This is a genomic window from Pseudomonas sp. LY-1, from assembly GCF_053502595.1.
In genome coordinates this window covers 4,497,121-4,519,012 of record NZ_CP094353.1, presented here as the reverse complement: position 1 = coordinate 4,519,012, position 21,892 = coordinate 4,497,121, and the positions used below count along the sequence as shown (strand labels likewise).

Genomic DNA, 21,892 nt, shown 5'->3' with positions numbered 1-21,892 from the left:
CGCATCTCTCAAAAATAATAAAAACAGGCTTTCCAATGAGCCCAAATCTCAGCCTTCTGCGTAAGTTCGTTTCGCCTGAAATCATCTTTGGTGCCGGCTGCCGGCACAACGTCGGTAATTACGCCAAGACCTTCGGTGCGCGCAAAGTGCTGGTGGTCAGCGACCCCGGTGTGATCGCCGCCGGCTGGGTCGCCGACGTGGAAGCCAGCCTGCAGGCCATCGGCATCGATTACTGCCTGTACAGCGGCGTCTCGCCCAACCCCCGCGTCGAAGAAGTCATGCTCGGTGCCGAGGTGTACCGCGACAACCATTGCGACGTGATCGTGGCCATCGGCGGCGGCAGCCCGATGGACTGCGGCAAGGCCATCGGCATCGTGGTCGCCCATGGGCGCAACATCCTCGAATTCGAAGGCGTGGACACCATTCGCGTGCCCAGCCCCCCGCTGATCCTGATCCCCACCACCGCCGGCACTTCGGCGGATGTCTCGCAGTTCGTGATCATTTCCAACCAGCAGGAGCGCATGAAGTTCTCCATCGTCAGCAAGGCGGTGGTGCCGGACGTGTCGCTGATCGACCCGGAAACCACGGCGAGCATGGACCCGTTCCTGTCCGCCTGCACCGGCATCGATGCGCTGGTGCATGCGATCGAGGCGTTCGTCTCCACTGGCCACGGCCCGCTGACCGACCCCCACGCGCTGGAAGCCATGCGCCTGATCAACGGCAACCTGGTGCAGATGATCGCCAACCCGGCGGACATCGCCCTGCGCGAGAAGATCATGCTCGGCAGCATGCAGGCGGGGCTGGCGTTCTCCAATGCGATCCTCGGCGCGGTGCATGCCATGTCCCACAGCCTCGGCGGCTTCCTCGACCTGCCTCACGGCCTGTGCAACGCGGTGCTGGTGGAGCATGTGGTGGCGTTCAACTACAACTCGGCGCCGGAGCGCTTCAAGGTGATTGCCGAGACGTTCGGCATCGACTGCCGCGGCCTGACTCATCCGCAGATCCGCGGGCGGCTGGTCGAGCATCTGATCGCGCTGAAGCGTGCCATCGGCTTCCACGAAACCCTCGGCCTGCACGGCGTGCGGGTGGCGGACATTCCGTTCCTGTCCCAGCACGCCATGCACGACCCGTGCATCCTCACCAACCCCCGCGAATCGAGCCAGCGTGACGTCGAGGTCGTCTATGGCGAAGCTCTCTGACGACCAGCAGCGCGCCCTGGCCGGGCTGCTGGGGTTGGGCGACCAGTCTGCGCGCAAGAGCCACTACCCGGAACTCACGGCCCGCCTCGATGAGCTGGAGGCCGAGCGCAACCGCTACATCCGCCTCAACGATGAGCTGGAGCAGCGGGTGGCGGCGCGCACCGATGAACTGCTCGAAGCCAACCGCAACCTGCAACAGCAGGTCGCCCAGCGCGAACAGGTCGAACAGGAGCTGCGCGACGCCCGCGACGCCGCCGAGGCCGCCAACCGCAGCAAGGACAAGTACCTCGCCGCCGCCAGCCATGATCTGTTGCAGCCGCTCAACGCCGCACGGCTGCTGATCGCCACCCTGCGCGAACGGTCGTTGCCGAGCGTCGAACAGGTGCTGGTGGAGCGCACGCACCAGGCCCTGGAAGGTGCCGAGGATTTGCTCACCGACTTGCTCGATATCTCGCGGCTCGACCAGGCAGCGGTCAAGCCGGACGTGGCGCTGTATCGCCTGGATGAGTTGTTTGCGCCGCTGGTCTCCGAATTCCAGTCCGTCGCCCTGGCCGCCGGACTGAATCTACGCGCACACACCGGCCATTACGCGATCCGGACCGACCTGCGCCTGGTGACGCGGATTTTGCGTAATTTCCTCAGCAACGCCTGCCGCTACACCGACGACGGCTGCATCCTGCTCGGCGCCCGTCGTCGCGGCGATCACCTGCGCCTGGAAGTGTGGGACACCGGGCGCGGCATCCCGGCCGACCGGCTCGACGCGATCTTCCTCGAATTCAACCAATTGGACGTCGGCCGCGCCTCGGACCGCAAGGGCGTGGGCCTGGGGCTGGCGATTGTCGAGCGGATCGCTGAGATCCTCGGTTACCCGGTGGCGGTGCGCTCGTGGCCGGGACGCGGGTCGATGTTCAGCCTCGAAGTGCCGATCAGCGAAGAAATGCCGTTGGCCATCAGCCAACTACCCACGCAACCGACCACCGGCAACCCGCTGCCGGGGCGGCGTTTGCTGGTGCTGGACAACGAAGTCAGCATCCTCGAAAGCATGAGCGCGCTGCTCGGGCAGTGGGGCTGCGAGGTGATCACGGCCACCGACCAGGCCGGCGCGTTGCTGGCGTTGCAGGGCAGGGCGCCGGAACTGATCCTGGCGGACTATCACCTGGACCACGGCGTGGTGGGCTGTGAGGTGGTCAAGTACCTGCGCGAGCATTTTGCCCAGACGATTCCCGCCGTGATCATCAGCGCCGACCGCACCGACCAGTGCCGGCGCATCCTGCGGCGGCTGGACGCACCGTTGTTGAACAAACCGGTCAAGCCCGGGAAGTTGCGGGCGGTGTTGAGTCAGTTATTGGCCTAGAGGTTTGATACCTGTCAACACCGCGTGCGGCATTTTGCGCCATGCTCCCAGCCTGATTTGACGCCGACGGAGACTCCCCCATGAGCGCCCCCGCAACAACCGCTGCATCATTCAAGTTGCCCTTGGGCCTGGTCGTCGCTGTACTGGTGATGGTCGGGGTGCTGCTGTTACCGCTGCCCGCGGATTTGCCGGTGGCCGGGCATCGCATGCTGGCGATCCTCGCGTTTGCGGTGGTGGTGTGGATCAGCGAGGCGGTGTCCTATGAGGCCAGCGCGATCATGATCACCTCGCTCATGGCGTTCTTGCTCGGCACCGCGCCGTCGCTGCAAGACCCCGCGCACCTGATCGGCTCCAGCCCGGCCATCGGCATGGCGCTGACCGGCTTCTCCAACCCGGCGCTGGCGCTGGTGGCGGGGGCGTTGTTCATCGCCGCCGCCATGACCCACACCGGCCTGGATCGGCGCATCGCCCTGGTCACGCTGACCCGGGTCGGCACCAGCACCCGCGGCATTCTGCTGGGGGCGATCGCGGTGACTATCCTCCTGAGCCTCGTCGTACCCAGCGCCACCGCGCGCAGTGCCTGCGTGGTGCCGATCATGATGGGCGTGGTGGCGGCGTTTGGCGTCGATAAACGCTCCAACATCGCCGCCGGCCTGATGATCGTGGTGGCCCAGGGCACTAGCATCTGGAACGTCGGCATCCAGACCGCCGCCGCGCAGAACCTGCTGACCGTTGGGTTCATGGACAAGATGCTCGGCCAGCGCGTGTCGTGGATCGACTGGCTGATTGCCGGCGCGCCATGGGCGCTGATCATGTCGGCGGTGTTGCTGTTCCTGGTGATCAAACTACTGCCGCCGGAAAGCGACAGCATCCCCGGCGGCAAAGAAGCCGTGGCCCAGTCGCTGGTGGACATCGGCCCGATGACCGGCCCGCAAAAACGCCTGCTTGCCGTGTCGGTGCTGTTGCTGTTGGCGTGGGCTACCGAAGGGCGCCTGCACAATTTCGACACCACCTCGACCACCTACGCCGGGCTGGTGTTCCTGCTGTTGCCGGGGATCGGCGTGATGACCTGGAAGGATGTGCAGTCGCGGATTCCGTGGGGCACGGTGATTGTGTTTGGCGTCGGCATCAGCCTCGGCACGGCGTTGCTGACCACCCAGGCCGGGCAGTGGCTGGGTTCGCAAGTGGTGGCGCATACCGGCCTGGACCAGGTCGGGCCGCTGGGCGTGTTTGCCATCCTCGGGGCGTTTTTGATCGTGATCCACTTGGGGTTTGCCAGTGCGACCGCGTTGACCTCGGCGTTGTTGCCGATCCTGATTGCGGTGTTGCAGACCTTGCCGGGGGAGTTCAACCGGTTGGGGATGACCATGCTGTTGGGGTTTGTGGTGAGCTACGGGTTTATCCTGCCGATCAATGCGCCGCAGAACATGGTGTGCCTGGGGACCGGGACATTCACGGCGCGGCAGTTTGCCAAGGTGGGGGTGTTGGTGACGCTGATGGGTTACTTGTTGATGTTGGTGTTTGCGGCGACGTACTGGAGCTGGCTTGGCTGGATCTGATAGGGCGTGTCATGGGGTCGCCAATGCAAAGGAGATCCAATGTGGGAGGGGGCTTGCCCCCGATGGCGGCCTCTGGGCTGACCAGCTTTTTGGGTTGAGTACATATCCATTGTTGCGGTCACGGCTGCTATGGGTTCCGCCCTTACGGCGGGTCACTTTGGAAAAGCCCCAAAGTAACCAAAGGGCTCTTGCCCCACCACTCGGTGCCTCGCCTAGGCTCGGCATGCCCTCACTCCGGCTTGAATCCGTGGGCCGCCGTCATGGGCCATCCCTGGCCCAGGACGGCTAACCCGGCGTCCTGCCGGGTTGCCCACGGATTCAAGCCTGCGTTCGGCCAGCGTGGTTTTACGGGGCGCCTAAGATCAAAAGCAAAAGCAAAAGCGAGGCTGCCTTATAGCCGACCTGATCCTGGAAGCCGAACCCAGTCAAAAATGTGGGAGGGGGCTTGCCCCCGATAGTGGTGGGTCAGTCATGCATGTAGTGGCTGACACACTGCCATCGGGGGCAAGCCCCCTCCCACAGTTGGAATGTATTTCAGGGTGAAATTGAGTTGGGTCTGCTGGTTGTGTTCCAGCAGTTTCAGGCCCGGCCTGCCCGGCAAGTGATGGGCATTCACCGGATGGCTCACCGGCTCGATGCAGAAGAACCCCAACCCCGGCGGGCAGTACAGCAAGAAGTAATCGGCGCCGGTGGCCTGGCATTCCAGGGTGTAACCCAGCTCCGGCTGTTCGATCCGGCAATGCCCGTCCCACTGGCAAAACCCGTTGTCGACCAACGCTTGGGGCAATCCCTTGAGCTGTTGGAAATCCCAATCGGCGTGTACGGGTGCCAGCGCCGTCGGCAGCTTGGACGCATCACTCATCCATACCTGCCCAGCCTTGGCCTGCAACCGCGTACCCGCCCGGCGCGGGAAGTAAGGATGCAAGCCCAAACCGTGCCACGCGGCGGCTTCGGCCAGATGCGTCACGCTCAGCCCGATACTCAACACGCCGTTGCTCAACCCAAACCGCTGCTCGGCGCGATAGGCGAACGGCGTGGCGCATTCCAGCGCAAGCAGCACTTCACCCGCCGACTGGCTGACCACGCGCCACGCCTGTTGCCAGGCCGAACCGTGAATCGGCAGCGGATCGGTCGCGCTGTTGGGCGTGAGTGCCAGCCAGCCGGCCGGCGTATCGAAACCGCCGTTGGCAATGCGATTGGACCACGGCGCGAGGGGATAGCAGGCCAGTTTGCCGGGCAGGCCGGTGTCCAGCGCCGCTTGATCGCTAGGCCGCAGCAGGGGCTGGCCGCTGGCGCGCACGCGCCAGTTGACGATGCTGCCGCCGACGGCCGGGGCGAGGGTGAGGTGGGTCAGGTGATCTTCCAGTTCAATCAGCATCACAGCACCAGCCCTGGCAGCCACAGCGATAACGCCGGAATGTAAGTCACCGCGATCAGCACCAAAAACAGCACGCCATAGAACGGCAGCAGCGCCTTCACGGTGTTCTCGATACTCACCTTGCCCACCGCCGCCCCCACGAACAGCACCGCGCCGACCGGTGGAGTGATCAGGCCGATACCGAGGTTGACCAGCATGATCATGCCGAAGTGAACCGGGTCGACGCCGATGCCGAGCACCACCGGCAGCAGGATCGGCGTGAGGATCAAAATCAGCGGCGCCATGTCCATCACCGTGCCGAGCAACAGCAGCATGGCGTTGATGCACATCAGGATCACGTAGCGGTTGTCCGACAGGGTCAGGAACAGCGTGGTGATCTTCGCCGGGATCTGCATCAGGGTCATGATGTAGCCGAAGCTGGCCGCGAAGGCGATCAGGATCATCACGATGGAAATGGTGCGTACCGTGCGGTGCATCAGCTTGGGCAGCTCGTTCCATTTGTAGTCGCGGTAGATGAACATGGTCACGAAGAATGCCCACAGCACCGCGATCGCAGCGGACTCGGTGGCGGTGAAGATGCCCGACAGGATGCCGCCGAGGATGATCACCATGGCCATCAGGCCCCACAGTGCGTCGGCGCAGATTTTCAGCGCTTGCTTGAGCGGGATGACTTCGCCCTTGGGGTAGTCGCGCTTCTTCGCGAAGATCAGGCACAGCACCATCAGGCACGCGCTCATCAGCAGGCCCGGGACCACGCCGGCCATGAACAGCGAGGCGATCGACACCGTGCCGCCCGCCGCCAGGGAGTAGAGCACCGAGTTGTGGCTGGGCGGGGTCAACAGCGCCTGCACCGAGCCGCTGATGGTCACCGCCGTGGCGAACTCCCGGGGGTAGCCACGGCGCTCCATTTCCGGGATCAGCACCGAGCCGACCGAGGCGGTGTCGGCCACCGAGGAGCCGGAGATCGCGCCGAAAAACGTCGAGGCCATGATGTTCACCAGGGACAAGCCGCCGCGCACAAAACCCACCAGCACCCCGGCGAACGCCACCAGCCGCCGCGACATGCCGCCCTCGGCCATGATCGCGCCGGCCAGCACGAAGAACGGAATCGCCATCAGCGAAAACTTGTTCACCCCGCCAGCGATCTGAATCATCAGGGCCTGGTACGGAATGTCGATCCACCACGCGCCGATCAACGCCGACAGGCCCAGGGCATAGGCCACTGGCATGCCGATCAGGATCAAGCCGACAAAGCTGCCCAACAGAATCAATGCGTCCATATCAGGCAGCCCCTTCGCTTTCTTCAACCAGATCGAAGCGCACGACCCGTCGGTTGCTCTGGTCACCGAGCACGAGTTTTTCCACCACGAAGACCAGGGTCAGCAACCCGCCGATCGGGATCGGCATGTAGGTGATGCCCACGCGCAGGGTAGGGATGGCGCTCATGAACTGGTTCCAGGTGGACAGGCACAGCTTGCTGCCCCAAATGGTCATGAACAGGCAGATGGTGCCCATCAGCAGTTGCGAGAGGATGCCGACGACCTGGCGTTGGCGCGCAGGCAGGCGGTCAGTGACCATCGCCACCGACATATGCGCCCCGGCGCGGTAGCTGGCGGCGGCGCCGATAAAAGTGAACACCAGCATCAGCAGGATGGCGGTGGGCTCCGGCCAGCTGGAGCCGGTGCCGAGGATGTAGCGGGCGAAGATGCCCCAGGGGATGATCAGCGCGACCCCGAGGACCGAGAGGCCGGCGACCCAGATGCAGGTCATGTAGAGGCGGTCGTTGATGCGCAGCACTAGATTCTTCATGGCGTTCACCGTGACCGGGCGCGTCGATGCCGACCGCGCCGGGCCTTATGCGAGAGGCAGGGCGGGTTATTGAACGGCGTCGATGCGCGCGATGATCTCGGCGTAAGGCGCGCCGTACTTGGCGCGAACCGCGGCGGTGGCGTCGTAGAAGGGCTGTTTGTCGACGCGGATGAACTCCACGCCAGCCGCCTTGAGTTTTTCCTCGCTGCTGGCGGATTTTTTATCCCACAGCACACGCTCATCGGCCTGGGCGGCCTTGGCGGCGTTCTTCACCATGAGCTGTTGCGCGGGGGTGAGCTTGTTCCAGGTGATTTTCGACATCACGATCGGTTCGGGCAGGATCAGGTGCTCGGTGAGGGTGTAGTACTTGGCGTTCTGAAAGTGGTTGTGTTCCAGCAGGGTGGGTGGGTTGTTCTCGGCACCGTCGATCACCCCGGTCTGCAAGGCACTGAAGATCTCGCCGGTGTCCATGGCGATACCGTTGGCACCCATGGCGTTGAAGGCATCGATGAACAGCGGGTTGCCCTGCACGCGAATCTTCATGCCCTTGAGGTCTTCGATCTTGCGCACCGGTTTTTTGCTGTAGAGGTTGCGCGTGCCGCCGTCCATCCAGGCCAGGGCGACCAGGCCGAATTCGGAGTCGGTGATCTTGGCGAGGATTTCATCGCCGATCTCGCCGTCGATGACTTTGCGCATATGCGCCTGGTCGCGGAACACGAATGGCAGGTTGAACACGTTCACGTCCGGCACCACCGGGCCGACGATGCCGAGGCTGACCCGGGTCATCTGGATCGCGCCGACCTGGGCCTGTTCGACGACTTCTTTTTCCGAACCCAGGACGCCCCCGGGGAAGTACTTGAAGGTCAGTTCGCCGTTGCTTTCTTGGGTGAGGGCCTTGCCCATGTTCTCTTCGGCCACGACGGTGGGGTAGCCGGCGGGGTGGATGTCGGCGAATTTGATTTCCAGCGCGTGGGCGGCGCTGCTGAGGGTGAAGATTGCGGCGGCGAGCAAGGTGCGTTTGAAGTCCATGAGCGGTCACTCCTGTCTTGTTATTGTTGTATTCAAGGCACAGCGATGCAGCTAGAGGGCGAAGCGGGGTTCGGGCAGTCCTGTCGTGCTGGGGTTGAGGGCGAATACGCCGCCGGACAGCGACTGCTCGCTCTGTTCGTCACGGATCGAGGTGACGAACAGGGTGTCCAGGCGACTGCCGCCAAAGGCGCACATGCTGGGTTTTTTCACCGGCACGCGCAGGGAGCGGTCCAGGCGACCGTCGGGGGTGAAGCGGTGGATCAGGCCGGCGTCGTTGGCGCAGATCCAGTAGCCGCCGTCGACATCCACGGCCGCGCCATCGGGGCGGCCTTGGTGTGGCTGCATGTCGACAAACACGCGGCGGTTGGACGGTGTGCCGGTGTCGGTGTCGTAGTCGAAGGCCCAGATCTGTTGCACCAGCGGGTGCGAGTCCGAGACATACATCGTGCCGCCATCGGGGCTGAAGGCCAGGCCATTGAGGGTGATAAAGCCGTCCAACTGCGCATGCGGCGCGGCGCCCGACGCGTAACGGTAGAGGATGCCTGCGGGCGCATTTGCGCCCATGTCCCGCACCATGCTGCCGGCCCAGAACCGGCCCTGGCGATCGCAGCGCCCATCGTTCAGGCGCATGTCCGCGCGCGGGTGCGCGACCTCGGCCAGGGGCGTGGTGTCGAGGCTGCCGTCGTTGTGCGCGGTGAGCTGGAAAAAGCCGCTTTCCATCCCGGCGACCCAGTTGCCCGCATCGGTGCGGGCAATGCAGGCGAGCATCTGCGGGGCTTTCCACGCGTCGATATGGCCGGTGGCGGCGCTCCAGCGTTGCAGGCCGCCGTTGGGAATATCCACCCAGTACAGGGCGTTTTCTTCGGGCACCCACACCGGGCATTCGCCTACGGCGTTGCGGGCGTCGACAATCAATTCAGCGGTCATGGCAACTCACTCCCTTGGGTTAGTGTGACGTCAGTCACCGAACGGCCCGGCGGCGCAGAACGCACCGCCCTGGTAGACCTTGGCCGGGTCGTCGGCGGCCAGCGGCGGCTGGCGCTCGACCTGGGCGCGGAATACTTCGGAGCTGTCTTTGGGGGTGAAGCCCAGGTGTGCGGCGTAGCGGTTGTCCCACCAGGTGTCGAGGTTGGCCGACATGCCGTAGACCACGGTGTGGCCGACGTTCGGCGTGTACAGCGCGCGTTCGAGCAGTTGGGTCAGGTCATCGAAGCTCAGCCAGGTGTGCATCATCCGGCGGTTCTGCGGTTCGGGGAACGACGAGCCGATGCGGATGCTCACGGTCTCGATGCCGTAGCGGTCGAAGTAGAAGCTGGCCATGTCTTCGCCGTAGGACTTGGACAGCCCGTAGTAACTGTCCGGGCGACGCGGCGAGTGGGCGTCGAGGTGCTCGCCCTGTTGGTAGAAGCCGATCACATGGTTGGAGCTGGCGAAAATCACGCGCTTGACGCCATGGCGGCGGGCGGCTTCGTAGATGTGAAAAATCCCGCAGATATTGGCGCCGAGGACTTCTTCGAACGAGCGCTCCACGGATACGCCACCGAAATGCAGGATGGCGTCGACGCCTTCGACCAGATGGTGTACCGCGTGTTTGTCGGACAGGTCGCAGGGCTGCACTTCTTCATTGGCGCCGGCGGGGGCCATGTAGGCGATATCCGACAGGCGCAGCACCTGGGCATACGGCTGCAGGCGTTCGCGCAGCACTTTGCCGAGGCCGCCGGCGGCACCAGTGAGGAGGAGGCGGTTGAAGGGCGCTGGGGTAGTGGTGGTCATCTGGATTCCAGTTTTTGTTGTAGGTTGTCGTATGACTATGCCGAAGTATTGTTAGAGAGTCCCCGCTTGTCAATGTGGGAGGGGGCTTGCCCCCGATGGCTATGGGTCAGTCACAGAGACATTGCCTGATACACCGTCATCGGGAGCAAGCCCCCTCCCACAATGGATGTGCCCGGGTTTTAGATCTTTAAAGCAACGAAATCGGGTAGCTGACGAAGACCCGGTTCTCATCGAACTCGTTATTGCTGAAGTCCCGGCGCATGGTCGAATTGCGCCAGCGCACGTTGAGGTTCTTCAAGACACCGCTCTGCACCGTGTAGGCCAGTTCCGATTCGCGGCCCCATTCCTTGCCATCGGTGATCGTGCCGGTGTGGACGTTACTGCCGCTGATGTAGCGGTTCATCAGGGTCAGGCCCGGAACGCCGAGCGCCGCGAAGTTGAAGTCGTGGCGCAGTTGCCAGGATTTCTCCTTGGCGTTGTCGTAGCTGGCGTTGTAGCTGTCGTTGGCCAGGGTGCCGCCGCTGGTGCCGTTGACCCGCATCCATGCGCTGTCGCCGCTGAGTTTCTGCAGGCCGACGTAGAAGGTGTTAGCGCCGTATTTGGCCGAGAGCAGGGCGAATGCGGTTTTGTTGTCCAGGTCGCCGGCCAGGGCGCTGCCGTCTTCCTTGCCGTTGAAGAAACCGAGGTTGGCGCCCAGGGTCCAGTCGCCCAGCGGCTGGCTGTGGGTCAGGTTGAGGTACTGCTGTTGGTAGATGTCGGTCAGTTCGGCGTACCACAGCCCGACCTGGGTGCGCTTATCGTTGAAGGTGTATTCGGCGCCGCCGAAGTTGAAGCGGTCTGAGGTGAAGGCGGCTTTGCCGTTCATGAACATGTCTTCCATGCTCGCATCGTTGCGCGGGCTGTTGCCGCGAAACTGCCCGCCGTAGAGGGTCAGACCGGCGATTTCATTGGAGGTGACCTGGCCGCCCTGGAAGGTTTGCGGCAGGGAACGGCCATCGTCGGAACGCAAAATCGGTAGCACGGGCATCCATTCGCCGATTTTCAGTTCGGTCTTCGACAGCTTGGTTTTCAGCGCCACGCCCAGGCGCCCGAAGTTGTCAGCGGGGCGACCGTCGTCGTGAACCGGCAGCAACTGGGTGCCAGCGGTACCTTTGCCGCCGTCGAGCTTTTGCGAGTACAGGCCCAGCACATCAATCCCGAAGCCCACGGTGCCCTGGGTGTAGCCGGATTTGGCGTCGAGGATGAAGTTCTGCGTCCACTCTTGGGCCTTGGCCTGGGGGTTGGACGGGTTGGTGAAATTGCGGTTGAAGTAGGCGTTGCGTAAGTTGAGCGTGGCCTTGGCGTCGTCGACAAACCCTTCGGCCTGGGCGATGAGGGGCAGGGTGAAAGCCAGGCTGCCGAGGCCGATAAGGCCGAGATGCGAGGAGGAATTGCGGGCGGATGGACGCACAGTGACGCTCCCTTGGGTTTGTTGTTTTTATTATTTGTCATACGTCGTCGTACAACATAAGGGTGATATTTGCGGGGTTTTTGTGGCTTGTCAATCAGAAGTTATACGATGACCAGGCTTCGCTGAGCAAAAGCGGCCGTGGTTCAGTGTGAGAGTTGGATCGTGTCGACTATGGATTCAGCCGGCCATCGCCATCGGGGGCAAGGTGCCGAGGAGGGAGACGGCGGCAACCGCTAAAATACCTAGTAACCATTCAGCCATCACACTGGCCTTCAAGGTCTCCAGTCGCTGTTCGCAGCGCTCGATACGCAAGCGGTTCAGCAGCGCCAGGGTCAACATGCCCAGCACCAGCATCGCCTTGATCAGCAGAATCAGGGCGAAACCGTTGAACAGCGGGGTGGGCCACAGTTGCCCGGTCAATACACGCACGTTGATCAAGCCGGTGACCAGCAAGCCGGCGACCAGGCCATAACCCGCGCCGCTGAAACGCCGCAGAATCGGCTCCAGCCCATGGCGCTGCAGTTGGCGCAGGATCAATACCAGCAACAGCAGACCGCCAAGCCAGGCGCCCACGCACGCCAGGTGGACGACCTGATTGAGGATCAGCAACTGGCCGCTGAGCCCGTTGAGCATGGCTCCGTGACCGACCGGGGCCAGGGTCGCCAGCAGCAGGCCGATCAAGGGCAGGCGCAACGCCGACCAGGGTTTGATCAAGGCGATCAACAGCAGCACGTTGAGCAGCAGATGCCAGAGCCACACTTGGCCGAAAAAGGTCTTGCCCAGCACCAATTGCACAGTGGCCGGTTGCAGTGCGGCGTCCCAACTGCCGGCCATGCTGACCGTGATCAGCAGCAACCAGGCCACGCCGGAGCCGAGCCCGAGCCAGGCCAGTGCTCGGCTGATACGCAGCACTTGCCGGTCCAGCGCCGGCTGCGGTGCATTGCCCATCAGCCAGGGCCTGAATACACAGGCCCCGAACATCAACAAGACGACGATGAAATGCAGGAAACGGCACAGCACCAGCAGCGTCGCCATAGGTTATTGGCCGACCTTGAAGCTGTATTCGCCGTTGCTCTTGTGGGTGTCGACCGAGACCGCGTTCCACACCACTTTGTAGGTGCCGGCTGCGAGGGGCGCGGCGGGCGTCACCACCAGGGTTTTCTTGTCGGCATCCGGCGTTGCCAGGCCCTTGATTGCGATTTCGGTGCCGTCCTTGCTCAGGGAAACCTTGGAAAAGGTCGCCTCCACGCCTTCGCTGAAGGTCAGGCGCACATCGTTCGGTGCGGCGACGCTGCTGTCTGCCGCAGGCGTCGCGCTCTTGAGGTGAGCATGGGCAAACGCCGCCGAGGCGCCCAGCAGCGAGGCCAGCAGAGCGACGGTGGTCAGGGTTTTCTTGATCAACATTGAGCAATACCAATCAAAGGATAGGACGGGCAGTGTACGAAGTTTCGGCTCCTCCTGTCGCCCCGATCTAGAGCGGGTGGTAGTCTTTCCGTTATGTCTTTGTCAGGGAGCCCTTATGGGCAAGCACAAGATCGGAATTCGTCGGGTCAACGTCGAAAAAATCCTGCTGGCGGCGGAAAAAATCTTCGCCGAGAAGGGCTATGGCAGCACCGCCATGGCCGATATTGCCGCCGAAGTGCAACTGCCGCGTTCCAACCTGCATTACTACTTCACCACCAAGAGCGAGCTGTACAGCGCGGTGCTGTTCGATCTGTTGGAAGTGTGGAAGCAGGATGCCCTGAGCTTCGAAACCTTCGATGACCCGCGAGTGGTGCTCAGCAGCTACATCCGCGCCAAGATGCAACGCTCGCGCACGCGGCCGTATGGGTCGAAGGTCTGGGCCAACGAAATCATCCACGGCGCGCCGACGCTCGGTGAGGCGCTGGATGAAAGCCTGTACGACTGGGCCAAGATGAAGGAAGCGAAAATTCGCCAATGGGTGGAAGACAAACGCATCCTGCCGGTCGAGCCGGCGAGCCTGCTGTATATGATCTGGGCCTCGACCCAGCACTACGCCGACTTTGATCATCAGGTGAAGATTCTGAACGATCACCAGCCGTTGTCGGATATGCAGTTCGAGAGGGCGATTCAGACGGTGACGGGGGTGATTTTGCGGGGGATTGGGTTGGAGCCTTGAGGCTTGAGGCTTGAGGCTTGTGGTGAGGCTGAGGGCCTCATCGGGGGCAAGCCCCCTCCCACAATGAACTGCATTTGTCTGAAAGAATGCGGTCAACTGTTTGAGACTTGAGACTTGTGGTGAGGCTGAGGGCCTCATCGGGGGCAAGCCCCCTCCCACATTGACTGCATTTTGTCTGAAAGAATGCGGTCAACTGTTTGAGTCTTGAGTTTTGTGGTGAGGCTGAGGGCCTCATCGGGGGCAAGCCCCCTCCCACATTGACTGCATTTTGTCTGAAAGAATGCGGTCAACTGTTTGAGCCCTGAGGCTTGTGGTGAGGCTGAGGGCCTCATCGGGGGCAAGCCCCCTCCCACAATGAACTGCATTTTGTCTGAAAGAATGCGGTCAACTGTGGGAGGGGGCTTGCCCCCGATAGCGCTCTACTGGACTACACCGCTTCCCGATAGGGATTACGCGGGTCCTGGGTCCAGTTCAAGAACGGCTTGCCGGTGTCCACCGGTACCATCTCGATGCAATCGGCCACCGGGCAGGTGATCTGGCACAGGTTGCAGCCCACGCATTCGTCATCGATCACTTCGTACTTATGCGTGCCGTCCGCCTGTTTCAAACTGGCGATGGCCTGGTGCGACGTATCTTCGCAGGCAATGTGGCAACGCCCGCAGCCGATGCAGGCGGCCTGATCGATCTTGGCGATCACCTGGTAGTTGATATCCAGGTACTTCCAGTCCGTAGTGTTGCCCACGGCGCGCCCGGAAAAATCCTGCAGGCTGGTGTAACCCTGACTGTCCATCCAGCGCGACAGGCCGTCCTTCATTTCTTCGACGATGCGAAAGCCATGCAGCATCGCCGCCGTACACACCTGCACGGCGCCGCAGCCGAGGGCGACGAATTCCGCCGCATCGCGCCAGTTGCCGATGCCGCCAATGCCGCAGATCGGCAAGCCGTGGGTCTGCGGGTCGCGGGCGATTTCGGCGACCATGTTCAGCGCGATCGGCTTGACCGCCGAACCGCAGTAACCGCCGTGGGTGCTCTGGGTGCCGACCGTCGGCAGGGCGACCATGCGCTCCAGGTCCACGCTGGTGATGGAGTTGATGGTGTTGATCAGCGACACCGCATCCGCACCGCCGCGATACGCCGCACGCGCCGCCACCCGGATGTCGGTGATATTCGGCGTGAGCTTGACGATCACCGGCAGCGAACAGTACGTCTTGCACCAGCGCGTCACTTGCTCCACATACTCCGGCACCTGGCCGACCGCCGCGCCCATGCCGCGCTCGGGCATGCCATGGGGGCAGCCGAAGTTCAGCTCGATGCCGTCGCAACCGGTGGCTTCTACCAGCGGCAGGATGTTTTTCCAGGACTCTTCGACGCACGGCACCATCAGCGACACGATCAGCGCGCGGTCCGGCCAGTCCTTTTTGACCTGGGTGATTTCGCGCAGGTTGATCTCCAAAGAGCGGTCGGTGATCAGCTCGATGTTGTTGATGCCCAGCACCTCGCGGTTGGCGCCGTAATGCGCCGAGTAACGCGACGACACGTTGACCGCCGCCGGGTCTTCCCCGAGGGTTTTCCAGACCACGCCGCCCCAGCCCGCTTCAAAGGCGCGGACCACGTTGTAGGCTTTGTCGGTGGGCGGCGCGGAGGCCAGCCAGAACGGGTTGGGGGCTTTGATACCGGCGAAGACAATCGAGAGATCGGCCATTACGCAGCCTCCACGTTGAGCATGAGTTGGGCATGCATGGCTTCTGCCGCCAGCTTGCCGTGTTGCACCGCCTGCACGGTGAGGTCCTGGCCGAGGCTGACGCAGTCGCCGCCGGCATACACGCCGGGGATGCTGGTGCGCAGGTGTTCGTCGACGAAGATGCGTTCGCCGACTCGCTGCAGTTGCTGGGCCAGCGGGTCGTGCAGTGCGGCGTTGTCGAAACCTTGGCCGATGGCTTTGAAGATCGCATCGGCGGCCAATTCGAAGGTTTCGCCGGTGGGTTGCAGGCGCCCGTTGTCCAGGTGCGTGCGGGCGAAACGCATGCCGCGCACATGGCCTTGCTCGTCCAGCAGCACTTCCTCCGGCTGGGCCCAGGTCAGCAGGCGAACCTGATTGGCCTTGGCGATGTCCTGCTCGTGACTGGTGGCGCCCATGTCCGCCAGGCCCCGGCGATACACCAGGTTGACGTCGTGGGCGCCGAGGCGGGCCATTTGCACGGCCATGTCGATGGCGGTGTTGCCGGCACCGAGCACGATGCAGCGGTCGGCCAGCGGCAGTTGGCTCAGGTCGTCGGCCTGGCGCAGTTCGCGGATGTAGTCGGTGGCGGCGAGCAGGCCGGGTGCGTCTTCATGGGGCAGGCCGAGTTGCTTGCTGGCGGCCAGGCCGAGGCCGAGGAACACCGCATCGAAGTGCTGATGCAGTTCGCTCAACGACAGGTTGTCGCCCAGGCGCTGGCCGTGACGGATCTCGATGCCGCCGATCTGCAGCAGGAACTCCAGCTCCTTCTGCGCGAAGTCATCCACCAGTTTGTACTTGGCGATCCCGTATTCATTCAGGCCGCCGGCTTTTCCCCGGGCTTCGAAGATCACCACATCGTGGCCGTGCAACGCGGCGCGATGGGCGCAGGCCAGGCCGGCCGGCCCGGCGCCGACCACGGCGATGCGCTTGCCGGTGGTGGCGGCGCGCTGGAACGGGTGTTCGCTGAAGTGCGCATTGTCGATGGCGTAGCGTTGCAACAGGCCGATCAGCACCGGCGCGCATTCTTCGCCGTGGTTACGCACGCAGGCTTGCTGGCACAGGATCTCGGTGGGGCAGACCCGGGCGCAGCTGCCGCCGAGGATGTTGGCCGAGAGAATCTTCTGCGCGGCGCCTTGCACGTTGTCGGTGTGGAGGTTGCGGATGAACGATGGGATGTCGATTTCGCTGGGGCACGCATTCACGCACGGCGCGTCGTAGCAATACAGGCAGCGCGAGGCTTCCAGTTGCGCCTGGCGGGCGTTGAGGGGCGGTGCCAGGTCGGTGAAATGGCTGGCGAGGGTCGCCCCGTCTTCATGGGGATGGGGGAGGTGGGTCAGGGTCTGGATCACGGTGTGGGCCTCACGGTTTTTTTTTCGGATTGCCTCTGGCGGGCATTTTTGTTGCCTGGGTTGGCCTCATCGGGGGCAAGCCCCCTCCCACAGTGATCGCATTGTGTCTGAAAGCATGCGGTCAGTTGTGGGAGGGAGCTTGCCCCCGATAGCGGTCTCAGCGGTTCACCGCAACCGGCTTGGAACGCTCAGCCCGCTTGCTCAACTGCTCGAACACCGACGGATACGCCGGCCGTTCCACATACCGCCCGGCACCGCGTTCGGCGCGCAGGTCGCCGTCGGCCCAGACCAGCTTGCCCTGGCTGATGGTGTGGCTCGGCACGCCGCGCACGGTCTTGCCTTCGAAGATGTTGAAGTCGACGTTCTGGTGGTGGGTCTTGGCGGAAATCGTGCGCGTGCCCTCGGGGTCCCACAGCACCAGGTCGGCATCGGCACCGACGCGGATTGCGCCTTTGCGCGGGTAGAGGTTGAAGATCTTCGCGGTGTTGGTGGAGGTCAGCGCGACGAACGCCTGCATCGACAGGCGCCCGGTGTTGACCCCTTCATCCCACAACAGCGCCATGCGGTCTTCGATACCGGCGGTGCCGTTGGGGATCTTGCTGAAATCGTCACGCCCGGCGGCTTTCTGCTCGGCGCAGAAGCAGCAGTGGTCGGTGGCGGTGGTGTGCAGGTTGCCGGATTGCAGGCCATGCCACAGCGCCTCTTGATGCCCGCGCGGGCGGAACGGCGGGCTCATCACGTAGCCGGCGGCGGTCTGCCAGTCGGGGTGGCGGTAGACGCTGTCGTCCAGCAGCAAGTGCCCGGCGAGCACTTCGCCGTACACCGCCTGGCCCTTGCCGCGCGCATAGGTGATTTCATCCAGCGCCTCTTTGGTCGAGACGTGTACCAGGTACAACGGCGTGCCGATGGTCTCGGCGATACGGATCGCGCGGCTGGCCGCTTCGCCCTCGACCTGGGACGGACGCGACAGCGGGTGCGCTTCCGGCCCGGTGATGCCCTGGGCCATCAGCTTGCGTTGCAGGTGATACACCAGCTCGCCGTTTTCCGCATGCACGGTGGGTACCGCGCCCAGCTCCAGGCAGCGTTCGAAGCTGGCCACCAGGGTGTCGTCGGCCGCCATGATCGCGTTCTTGTAGGCCATGAAATGCTTGAAGCTGTTGACGCCGTGATGGCTGACCAGCTCGGCCATTTCCTCGCGGACCTGCTCGCTCCACCAGGTGATCGCCACGTGAAAGCCATAGTCGGCCGCCGACTTCTGCGCCCAGCCGCGCCATTGGTGAAAGGCTTCGAGCAAGGATTGCTGTGGGTTGGGAATCACAAAGTCGATGATCGAGGTGGTGCCCCCCGCCAGGCCCGCCGCCGTGCCGCTGAAAAAATCCTCACTGGCCACGGTGCCCATGAAGGGCAGTTGCATATGGGTGTGCGGGTCGATGCCGCCGGGCATCAAGTATTGGCCGCTGCCATCGAGTACTTCGGTGCCAGCGGGAATATCCAGGCCCGTGCCAATCGCGCGAATCAGACCGTCTGCGCATAAAACATCGGCGCGGTAACTTTCGTCGTGGGTAATGATGGTGGCGCCACGGATCAACAGCGACATGTCGAGTTCCTCACAGGCTTGACCGGCTGGTGCCAGTTCTAAGTGTTGTAGTTGTTTTCAGCACAGGCTTGGTAAAAACCTGTCATCGGTGACAGGAATAGAAACTAGCCGGTGTTTTTAGAATGAGCAAGAAGATTTTTCCTACGCTTATTTGTGTTTTAACTAATTGAAATATAAGGATAAAAAATTAAAATCACCAAAATGTGGCGACTGATCACCATTTTGACGCACTTGACAGGTTACAAATATGAACAACATTTCTTATTGCAAATCAGGCGCTTGAGACATGCCGCTTGACGGCGGCGGTAAATAAAAATAATTGTGTTGCACCAGATTGAGTCCTGAACGTTCGGACAACTTGCGCGTTATCCAGCCAGCGTCACGCGGCAAGTACCGAAGGACTCAACGGCGTTTGAAATAAAGCTGATAAACATCAGCGAGTTATATATGCGGTGCAGGGTCAGGGCGGGTTGTCGGCACGTTTATTGAGTGCAGTGGCGGCTGGCCGGACCCTTGATGTCATGTTGTTTACGAGGTACTCCGGCCACCTGCACCGACCTTGCAGGTGAGCAACAATAATTCGAAAAAACCGTGGAGCGGCCATGCAACAGAACAGATCGCAAGTTATTGAACGCAACGGCCTGTACGAACTCGACGCCGGCCCCGACGTCCTCGACAGCCCTCGCTACAACCACGACATGGCACCGACCAAGGTGCATGAACGCACGTGGAACAAGTGGCACATCACCGCGCTGTGGGTCGGCATGTCGATCTGCGTGCCCACCTACACGCTGGGCGGGGTGCTCACTGCGTACTTCGGTTTGTCGGTGGGCGAGGCGCTGATGGCGATCCTCCTGGCCAATATCGTGGTGCTGATCCCGCTGACCCTCAACGCCTTCCCCGGTACCAAGTACGGCATTCCGTTCCCGGTGTTGCTGCGTTCGTCGTTCGGCATCCTCGGTTCCAACGTGCCGTGCCTGATCCGAGCACTGGTGGCGTGCGGCTGGTTCGGCATCCAGACCATGTTCGGCGGGCTGGCGATTCACCTGTTCCTGGGCTCGATTTTCGAGGGGTGGAAGGCCTTGGGCGGCACCGGTGAGGTGATCGGCTTCATGATCTTCTGGACCCTCAACCTGTGGGTGGTGTTGCGCGGCGCCGAGTCGATCAAGCGCCTGGAAACCCTGTCGGCACCGCTGCTGGTGGCGGTGGGCATTGGCCTGCTGGTGTGGGCGATGCCGAACGTGTCCCTCAGCGAGTTGATGGCGATCCCGCCCAAACGCCCCGAAGGTGCAAGCCTGACCGGTTACTTCATGGCCGGCCTGACCGCGATGGTGGGGTTCTGGGCCACTTTGTCGCTGAACATTCCCGACTTCAGCCGCTACGCCAAAAGCCAGAAGGACCAGATCCTCGGGCAGATTTTCGGCCTGCCGCTGACCATGTTCCTGTTCGCCGCCCTCGGTGTGATCATGACCGCCGCGTCGGTGAAACTGGTGGGCGTCAGCGTGTCCGACCCGGTGACGCTGATCGGGCATATCCAGAGCCCGGTGTGGGTCGCCGTGGCCATGGCATTGATCATCGTCGCCACCTTGTCCACCAACACGGCGGCGAACATCGTGTCGCCCACCAACGACTTCCAGAACATTGCGCCCAAGCTGATCAACCGCACTTCGGCAGTGATTCTCACCGGCCTGGTGGGGTTGGTGTTGATGGGCCACGAGCTGCTGAAGAAGCTCGGGCTGATCGTTTCCGATGTGAGCCTGGAGACGGTGTATTCCAACTGGTTGCTCGGCTATTCCAGCCTGCTGGGGCCGATCGCCGGGATCATGGTGGTGGACTACTTCATCACGCGCAAACAGCGCCTGGACCTCGCCGGGTTGTACCGTGACGACGTGTACCCGGCGTGGAACTGGAGCGGGTTTGTCGCGTTTGGCGTGCCGGTGGTGCTGACCTTGCTGTCATTGGGCAGCGACGTGTTCAGCTGGTTCTACAGCTATGGCTGGTTTACCGGTTCGGCGTTGGGCGGCGTGTTGTATTACGGGCTGAATGCCAGGCGTGGACTGACGCCGATGCCGGCCAAATCCCTGCTGTAACGCGATGGCATGCAGTCAAACAGGTGGTCATTCCACCACTGCATGGGTGACTGACCCACTGCAATCGGGAGCAAGCCCCCTCCCACCTTTGAACTGCATTCCATTCATAACATGTAGCCTGAGGAGATCCCCATGAACGCTGCCCTGGACGTTCTGCAATCGACCCATCAGCACATCAACCGCGACCGTTTGTGGCAGTCGTTGATGGAGCTGGCCAAGCTCGGCGCCACCGCCAAGGGCGGCGTGTGCCGCCTGGCCCTCACTGACCTCGACCGCCAGGCCCGCGACCTGTTCGTGCAATGGTGCGAAGAGGCCGGGTGCAGCGTGACCGTCGACGGTATCGGCAACATCTTCGCCCGTCGCCCCGGGCGTAACCCCGACCTGCCGCCAGTGATGACGGGCAGCCATATCGACACCCAGCCCACCGGTGGCAAGTTCGATGGCTGCTTCGGCGTGCTGGCCGGTGTGGAAGTGTTGCGCACCCTCAACGACCTCAAGGTGCAAACCGAGGCGCCGCTGGAAGTGGTGGTGTGGACCAACGAAGAGGGCTCGCGCTTCCCGCCGTGCATGATGGGATCGGGGGTGTTTGCCGAGAAATTCAGCCTGGCCGACACCCTCGCCAAGGTCGATGCGCAGGGTATCAGCGTCGGCGCGGCACTGAATGCGATCGGCTATGCGGGGACGCGGCCGGAGAGTGGGCACAAAGTCGGCGCCTATTTCGAGGCACATATCGAACAGGGGCCGATTCTTGAGGATGAAAAGAAAACCATCGGCGTGGTGCTCGGTGCCCTCGGGCAAAAGTGGTTCGACTTGACCCTGCGCGGCGTTGAAGCCCACGCGGGGCCGACGCCGATGCACCTGCGCAAGGACGCCCTGGTCGGCGCGGCCGCCGTGGTCGCGGCGGTGAATGCGGCGGCATTGGGGCATCAGCCGCATGCGTGTGGCACTGTCGGTTGCTTGCAGGCTTATCCGGGCTCACGCAACGTCATCCCGGGTGAAGTGCGTATGACCCTGGACTTCCGCCACCTGGAACCGGCGCGCTTGGATTCGATGATCGGCCAGGTACGCCAGGTGATCGACGAGACCTGCGCCAAGCATGGGTTGAGTTTTGAAATGACACCCACCGCCGACTTCCCGCCGCTGTATTTCGACAAGGGTTGCGTCGATGCAGTGCGCGATGCGGCGAATGGGTTGGGGTTGTCGAACATGGACATCGTCAGCGGGGCAGGGCACGACGCGATCTTCGTCGCCGAACTCGGCCCGGCGGGGATGATCTTCGTGCCATGCGAAGGCGGCATCAGCCACAACGAAATCGAAAACGCCGCGCCGGATGACCTGGCGGCGGGGTGTGCGGTGTTGTTGCGGGCGATGGTGGCCGCCTCGGCCGCCATTGCCAGCGGCAAACGCGCGGCCTGAAACGCGGTAAAACCTGTGGGAGGGGGTTG

Annotated in this window: 18 protein-coding genes; 6 read left to right on the top strand and 12 right to left on the bottom strand. The window is 62.8% G+C overall.

Going from position 1 to position 21,892, the window contains the following annotated elements:
- The first annotated feature begins 35 nt into the window (after positions 1-35).
- The 3 genes from ercA to MOQ67_RS20545 all read left to right on the top strand — a co-directional run bounded on the left by ercA (position 36) and on the right by MOQ67_RS20545 (position 4,112).
- Positions 36-1,199 carry an alcohol dehydrogenase-like regulatory protein ErcA gene (ercA, locus tag MOQ67_RS20555; protein WP_017847475.1) on the top strand — a complete coding sequence of 388 codons (1,164 nt, stop codon included), beginning with the start codon at positions 36-38 and terminating at the stop codon, positions 1,197-1,199.
- On the top strand, positions 1,183-2,553 hold the full coding sequence (locus MOQ67_RS20550; RefSeq protein ID WP_198718504.1) for an ATP-binding response regulator: 1,371 nt from the start codon (positions 1,183-1,185) through the stop codon (positions 2,551-2,553). The genes ercA and MOQ67_RS20550 overlap by 17 nt, the downstream gene beginning before the upstream one ends.
- Positions 2,554-2,633: 80 nt before the next feature.
- Positions 2,634-4,112: a DASS family sodium-coupled anion symporter gene (locus MOQ67_RS20545; protein WP_017847473.1), complete on the top strand. Its 1,479-nt coding sequence runs from the start codon at positions 2,634-2,636 to the stop codon at positions 4,110-4,112.
- Between the two features lie 469 nt (positions 4,113-4,581).
- Here MOQ67_RS20545 and MOQ67_RS20540 read toward each other — a convergent pair whose 3' ends face one another.
- The 9 genes from MOQ67_RS20540 to copC all read right to left on the bottom strand — a co-directional run bounded on the left by MOQ67_RS20540 (position 4,582) and on the right by copC (position 12,955).
- The gene (locus tag MOQ67_RS20540) at positions 4,582-5,490 is read right to left on the bottom strand and encodes an aldose 1-epimerase (protein WP_448675544.1); all 909 of its coding nucleotides are present in this window, start codon (positions 5,488-5,490) and stop codon (positions 4,582-4,584) included.
- Positions 5,490-6,770, bottom strand: a complete 1,281-nt coding sequence (locus MOQ67_RS20535) for a TRAP transporter large permease (RefSeq protein ID WP_017847471.1) — start codon at positions 6,768-6,770, stop codon at positions 5,490-5,492. The genes MOQ67_RS20540 and MOQ67_RS20535 overlap by 1 nt, the downstream gene beginning before the upstream one ends.
- A gap of 1 nt (position 6,771) precedes the next feature.
- On the bottom strand, positions 6,772-7,299 hold the full coding sequence (locus MOQ67_RS20530) for a TRAP transporter small permease (RefSeq protein ID WP_046382821.1): 528 nt from the start codon (positions 7,297-7,299) through the stop codon (positions 6,772-6,774).
- Positions 7,300-7,365: 66 nt separating this feature from the next.
- Positions 7,366-8,328, bottom strand: coding sequence for a TRAP transporter substrate-binding protein (locus tag MOQ67_RS20525; RefSeq protein ID WP_198718506.1), 963 nt, complete (start codon positions 8,326-8,328; stop codon positions 7,366-7,368).
- Positions 8,329-8,379: 51 nt separating this feature from the next.
- Positions 8,380-9,255 (bottom strand): SMP-30/gluconolactonase/LRE family protein, encoded by an 876-nt coding sequence (locus MOQ67_RS20520; RefSeq protein ID WP_198718507.1) that lies wholly within the window; start codon positions 9,253-9,255, stop codon positions 8,380-8,382.
- Positions 9,256-9,285: 30 nt separating this feature from the next.
- Complete coding sequence (locus MOQ67_RS20515; protein ID WP_198718508.1) at positions 9,286-10,101, bottom strand: NAD-dependent epimerase/dehydratase family protein; 816 nt, start codon at positions 10,099-10,101, stop codon at positions 9,286-9,288.
- A 187-nt stretch (positions 10,102-10,288) separates the two neighbouring features.
- Positions 10,289-11,551: an OprD family porin gene (locus MOQ67_RS20510; protein ID WP_198718509.1), complete on the bottom strand. Its 1,263-nt coding sequence runs from the start codon at positions 11,549-11,551 to the stop codon at positions 10,289-10,291.
- A gap of 177 nt (positions 11,552-11,728) precedes the next feature.
- A complete protein-coding gene (gene copD, locus MOQ67_RS20505; protein WP_198718510.1) occupies positions 11,729-12,586 on the bottom strand; it encodes a copper homeostasis membrane protein CopD in 858 nt (285 codons plus the stop codon).
- A gap of 3 nt (positions 12,587-12,589) precedes the next feature.
- On the bottom strand, positions 12,590-12,955 hold the full coding sequence (gene copC / locus MOQ67_RS20500; RefSeq protein WP_017847464.1) for a copper homeostasis periplasmic binding protein CopC: 366 nt from the start codon (positions 12,953-12,955) through the stop codon (positions 12,590-12,592).
- 115 nt (positions 12,956-13,070) lie between these two features.
- Between copC and MOQ67_RS20495 the strand changes: the two genes are divergently transcribed.
- Positions 13,071-13,691, top strand: a complete 621-nt coding sequence (locus tag MOQ67_RS20495) for a TetR/AcrR family transcriptional regulator (RefSeq protein ID WP_046485637.1) — start codon at positions 13,071-13,073, stop codon at positions 13,689-13,691.
- Positions 13,692-14,118: 427 nt separating this feature from the next.
- Here the strand turns inward: MOQ67_RS20495 and preA are convergent, their stop codons facing one another.
- From preA to hydA, 3 genes are all read right to left on the bottom strand, one after another.
- Positions 14,119-15,393, bottom strand: coding sequence for an NAD-dependent dihydropyrimidine dehydrogenase subunit PreA (gene preA, locus MOQ67_RS20490; RefSeq protein WP_017847462.1), 1,275 nt, complete (start codon positions 15,391-15,393; stop codon positions 14,119-14,121).
- On the bottom strand, positions 15,393-16,760 hold the full coding sequence (locus MOQ67_RS20485; RefSeq protein ID WP_198718511.1) for an NAD(P)-dependent oxidoreductase: 1,368 nt from the start codon (positions 16,758-16,760) through the stop codon (positions 15,393-15,395). The genes preA and MOQ67_RS20485 overlap by 1 nt, the downstream gene beginning before the upstream one ends.
- A gap of 157 nt (positions 16,761-16,917) precedes the next feature.
- Positions 16,918-18,357: a dihydropyrimidinase gene (gene hydA, locus MOQ67_RS20480; protein WP_046382829.1), complete on the bottom strand. Its 1,440-nt coding sequence runs from the start codon at positions 18,355-18,357 to the stop codon at positions 16,918-16,920.
- 602 nt (positions 18,358-18,959) lie between these two features.
- Between hydA and MOQ67_RS20475 the strand changes: the two genes are divergently transcribed.
- Positions 18,960-20,447 (top strand): NCS1 family nucleobase:cation symporter-1, encoded by a 1,488-nt coding sequence (locus MOQ67_RS20475; RefSeq protein ID WP_046485631.1) that lies wholly within the window; start codon positions 18,960-18,962, stop codon positions 20,445-20,447.
- Between the two features lie 132 nt (positions 20,448-20,579).
- Complete coding sequence (locus tag MOQ67_RS20470; protein WP_198718512.1) at positions 20,580-21,863, top strand: Zn-dependent hydrolase; 1,284 nt, start codon at positions 20,580-20,582, stop codon at positions 21,861-21,863.
- Positions 21,864-21,892 lie beyond the last annotated feature (29 nt).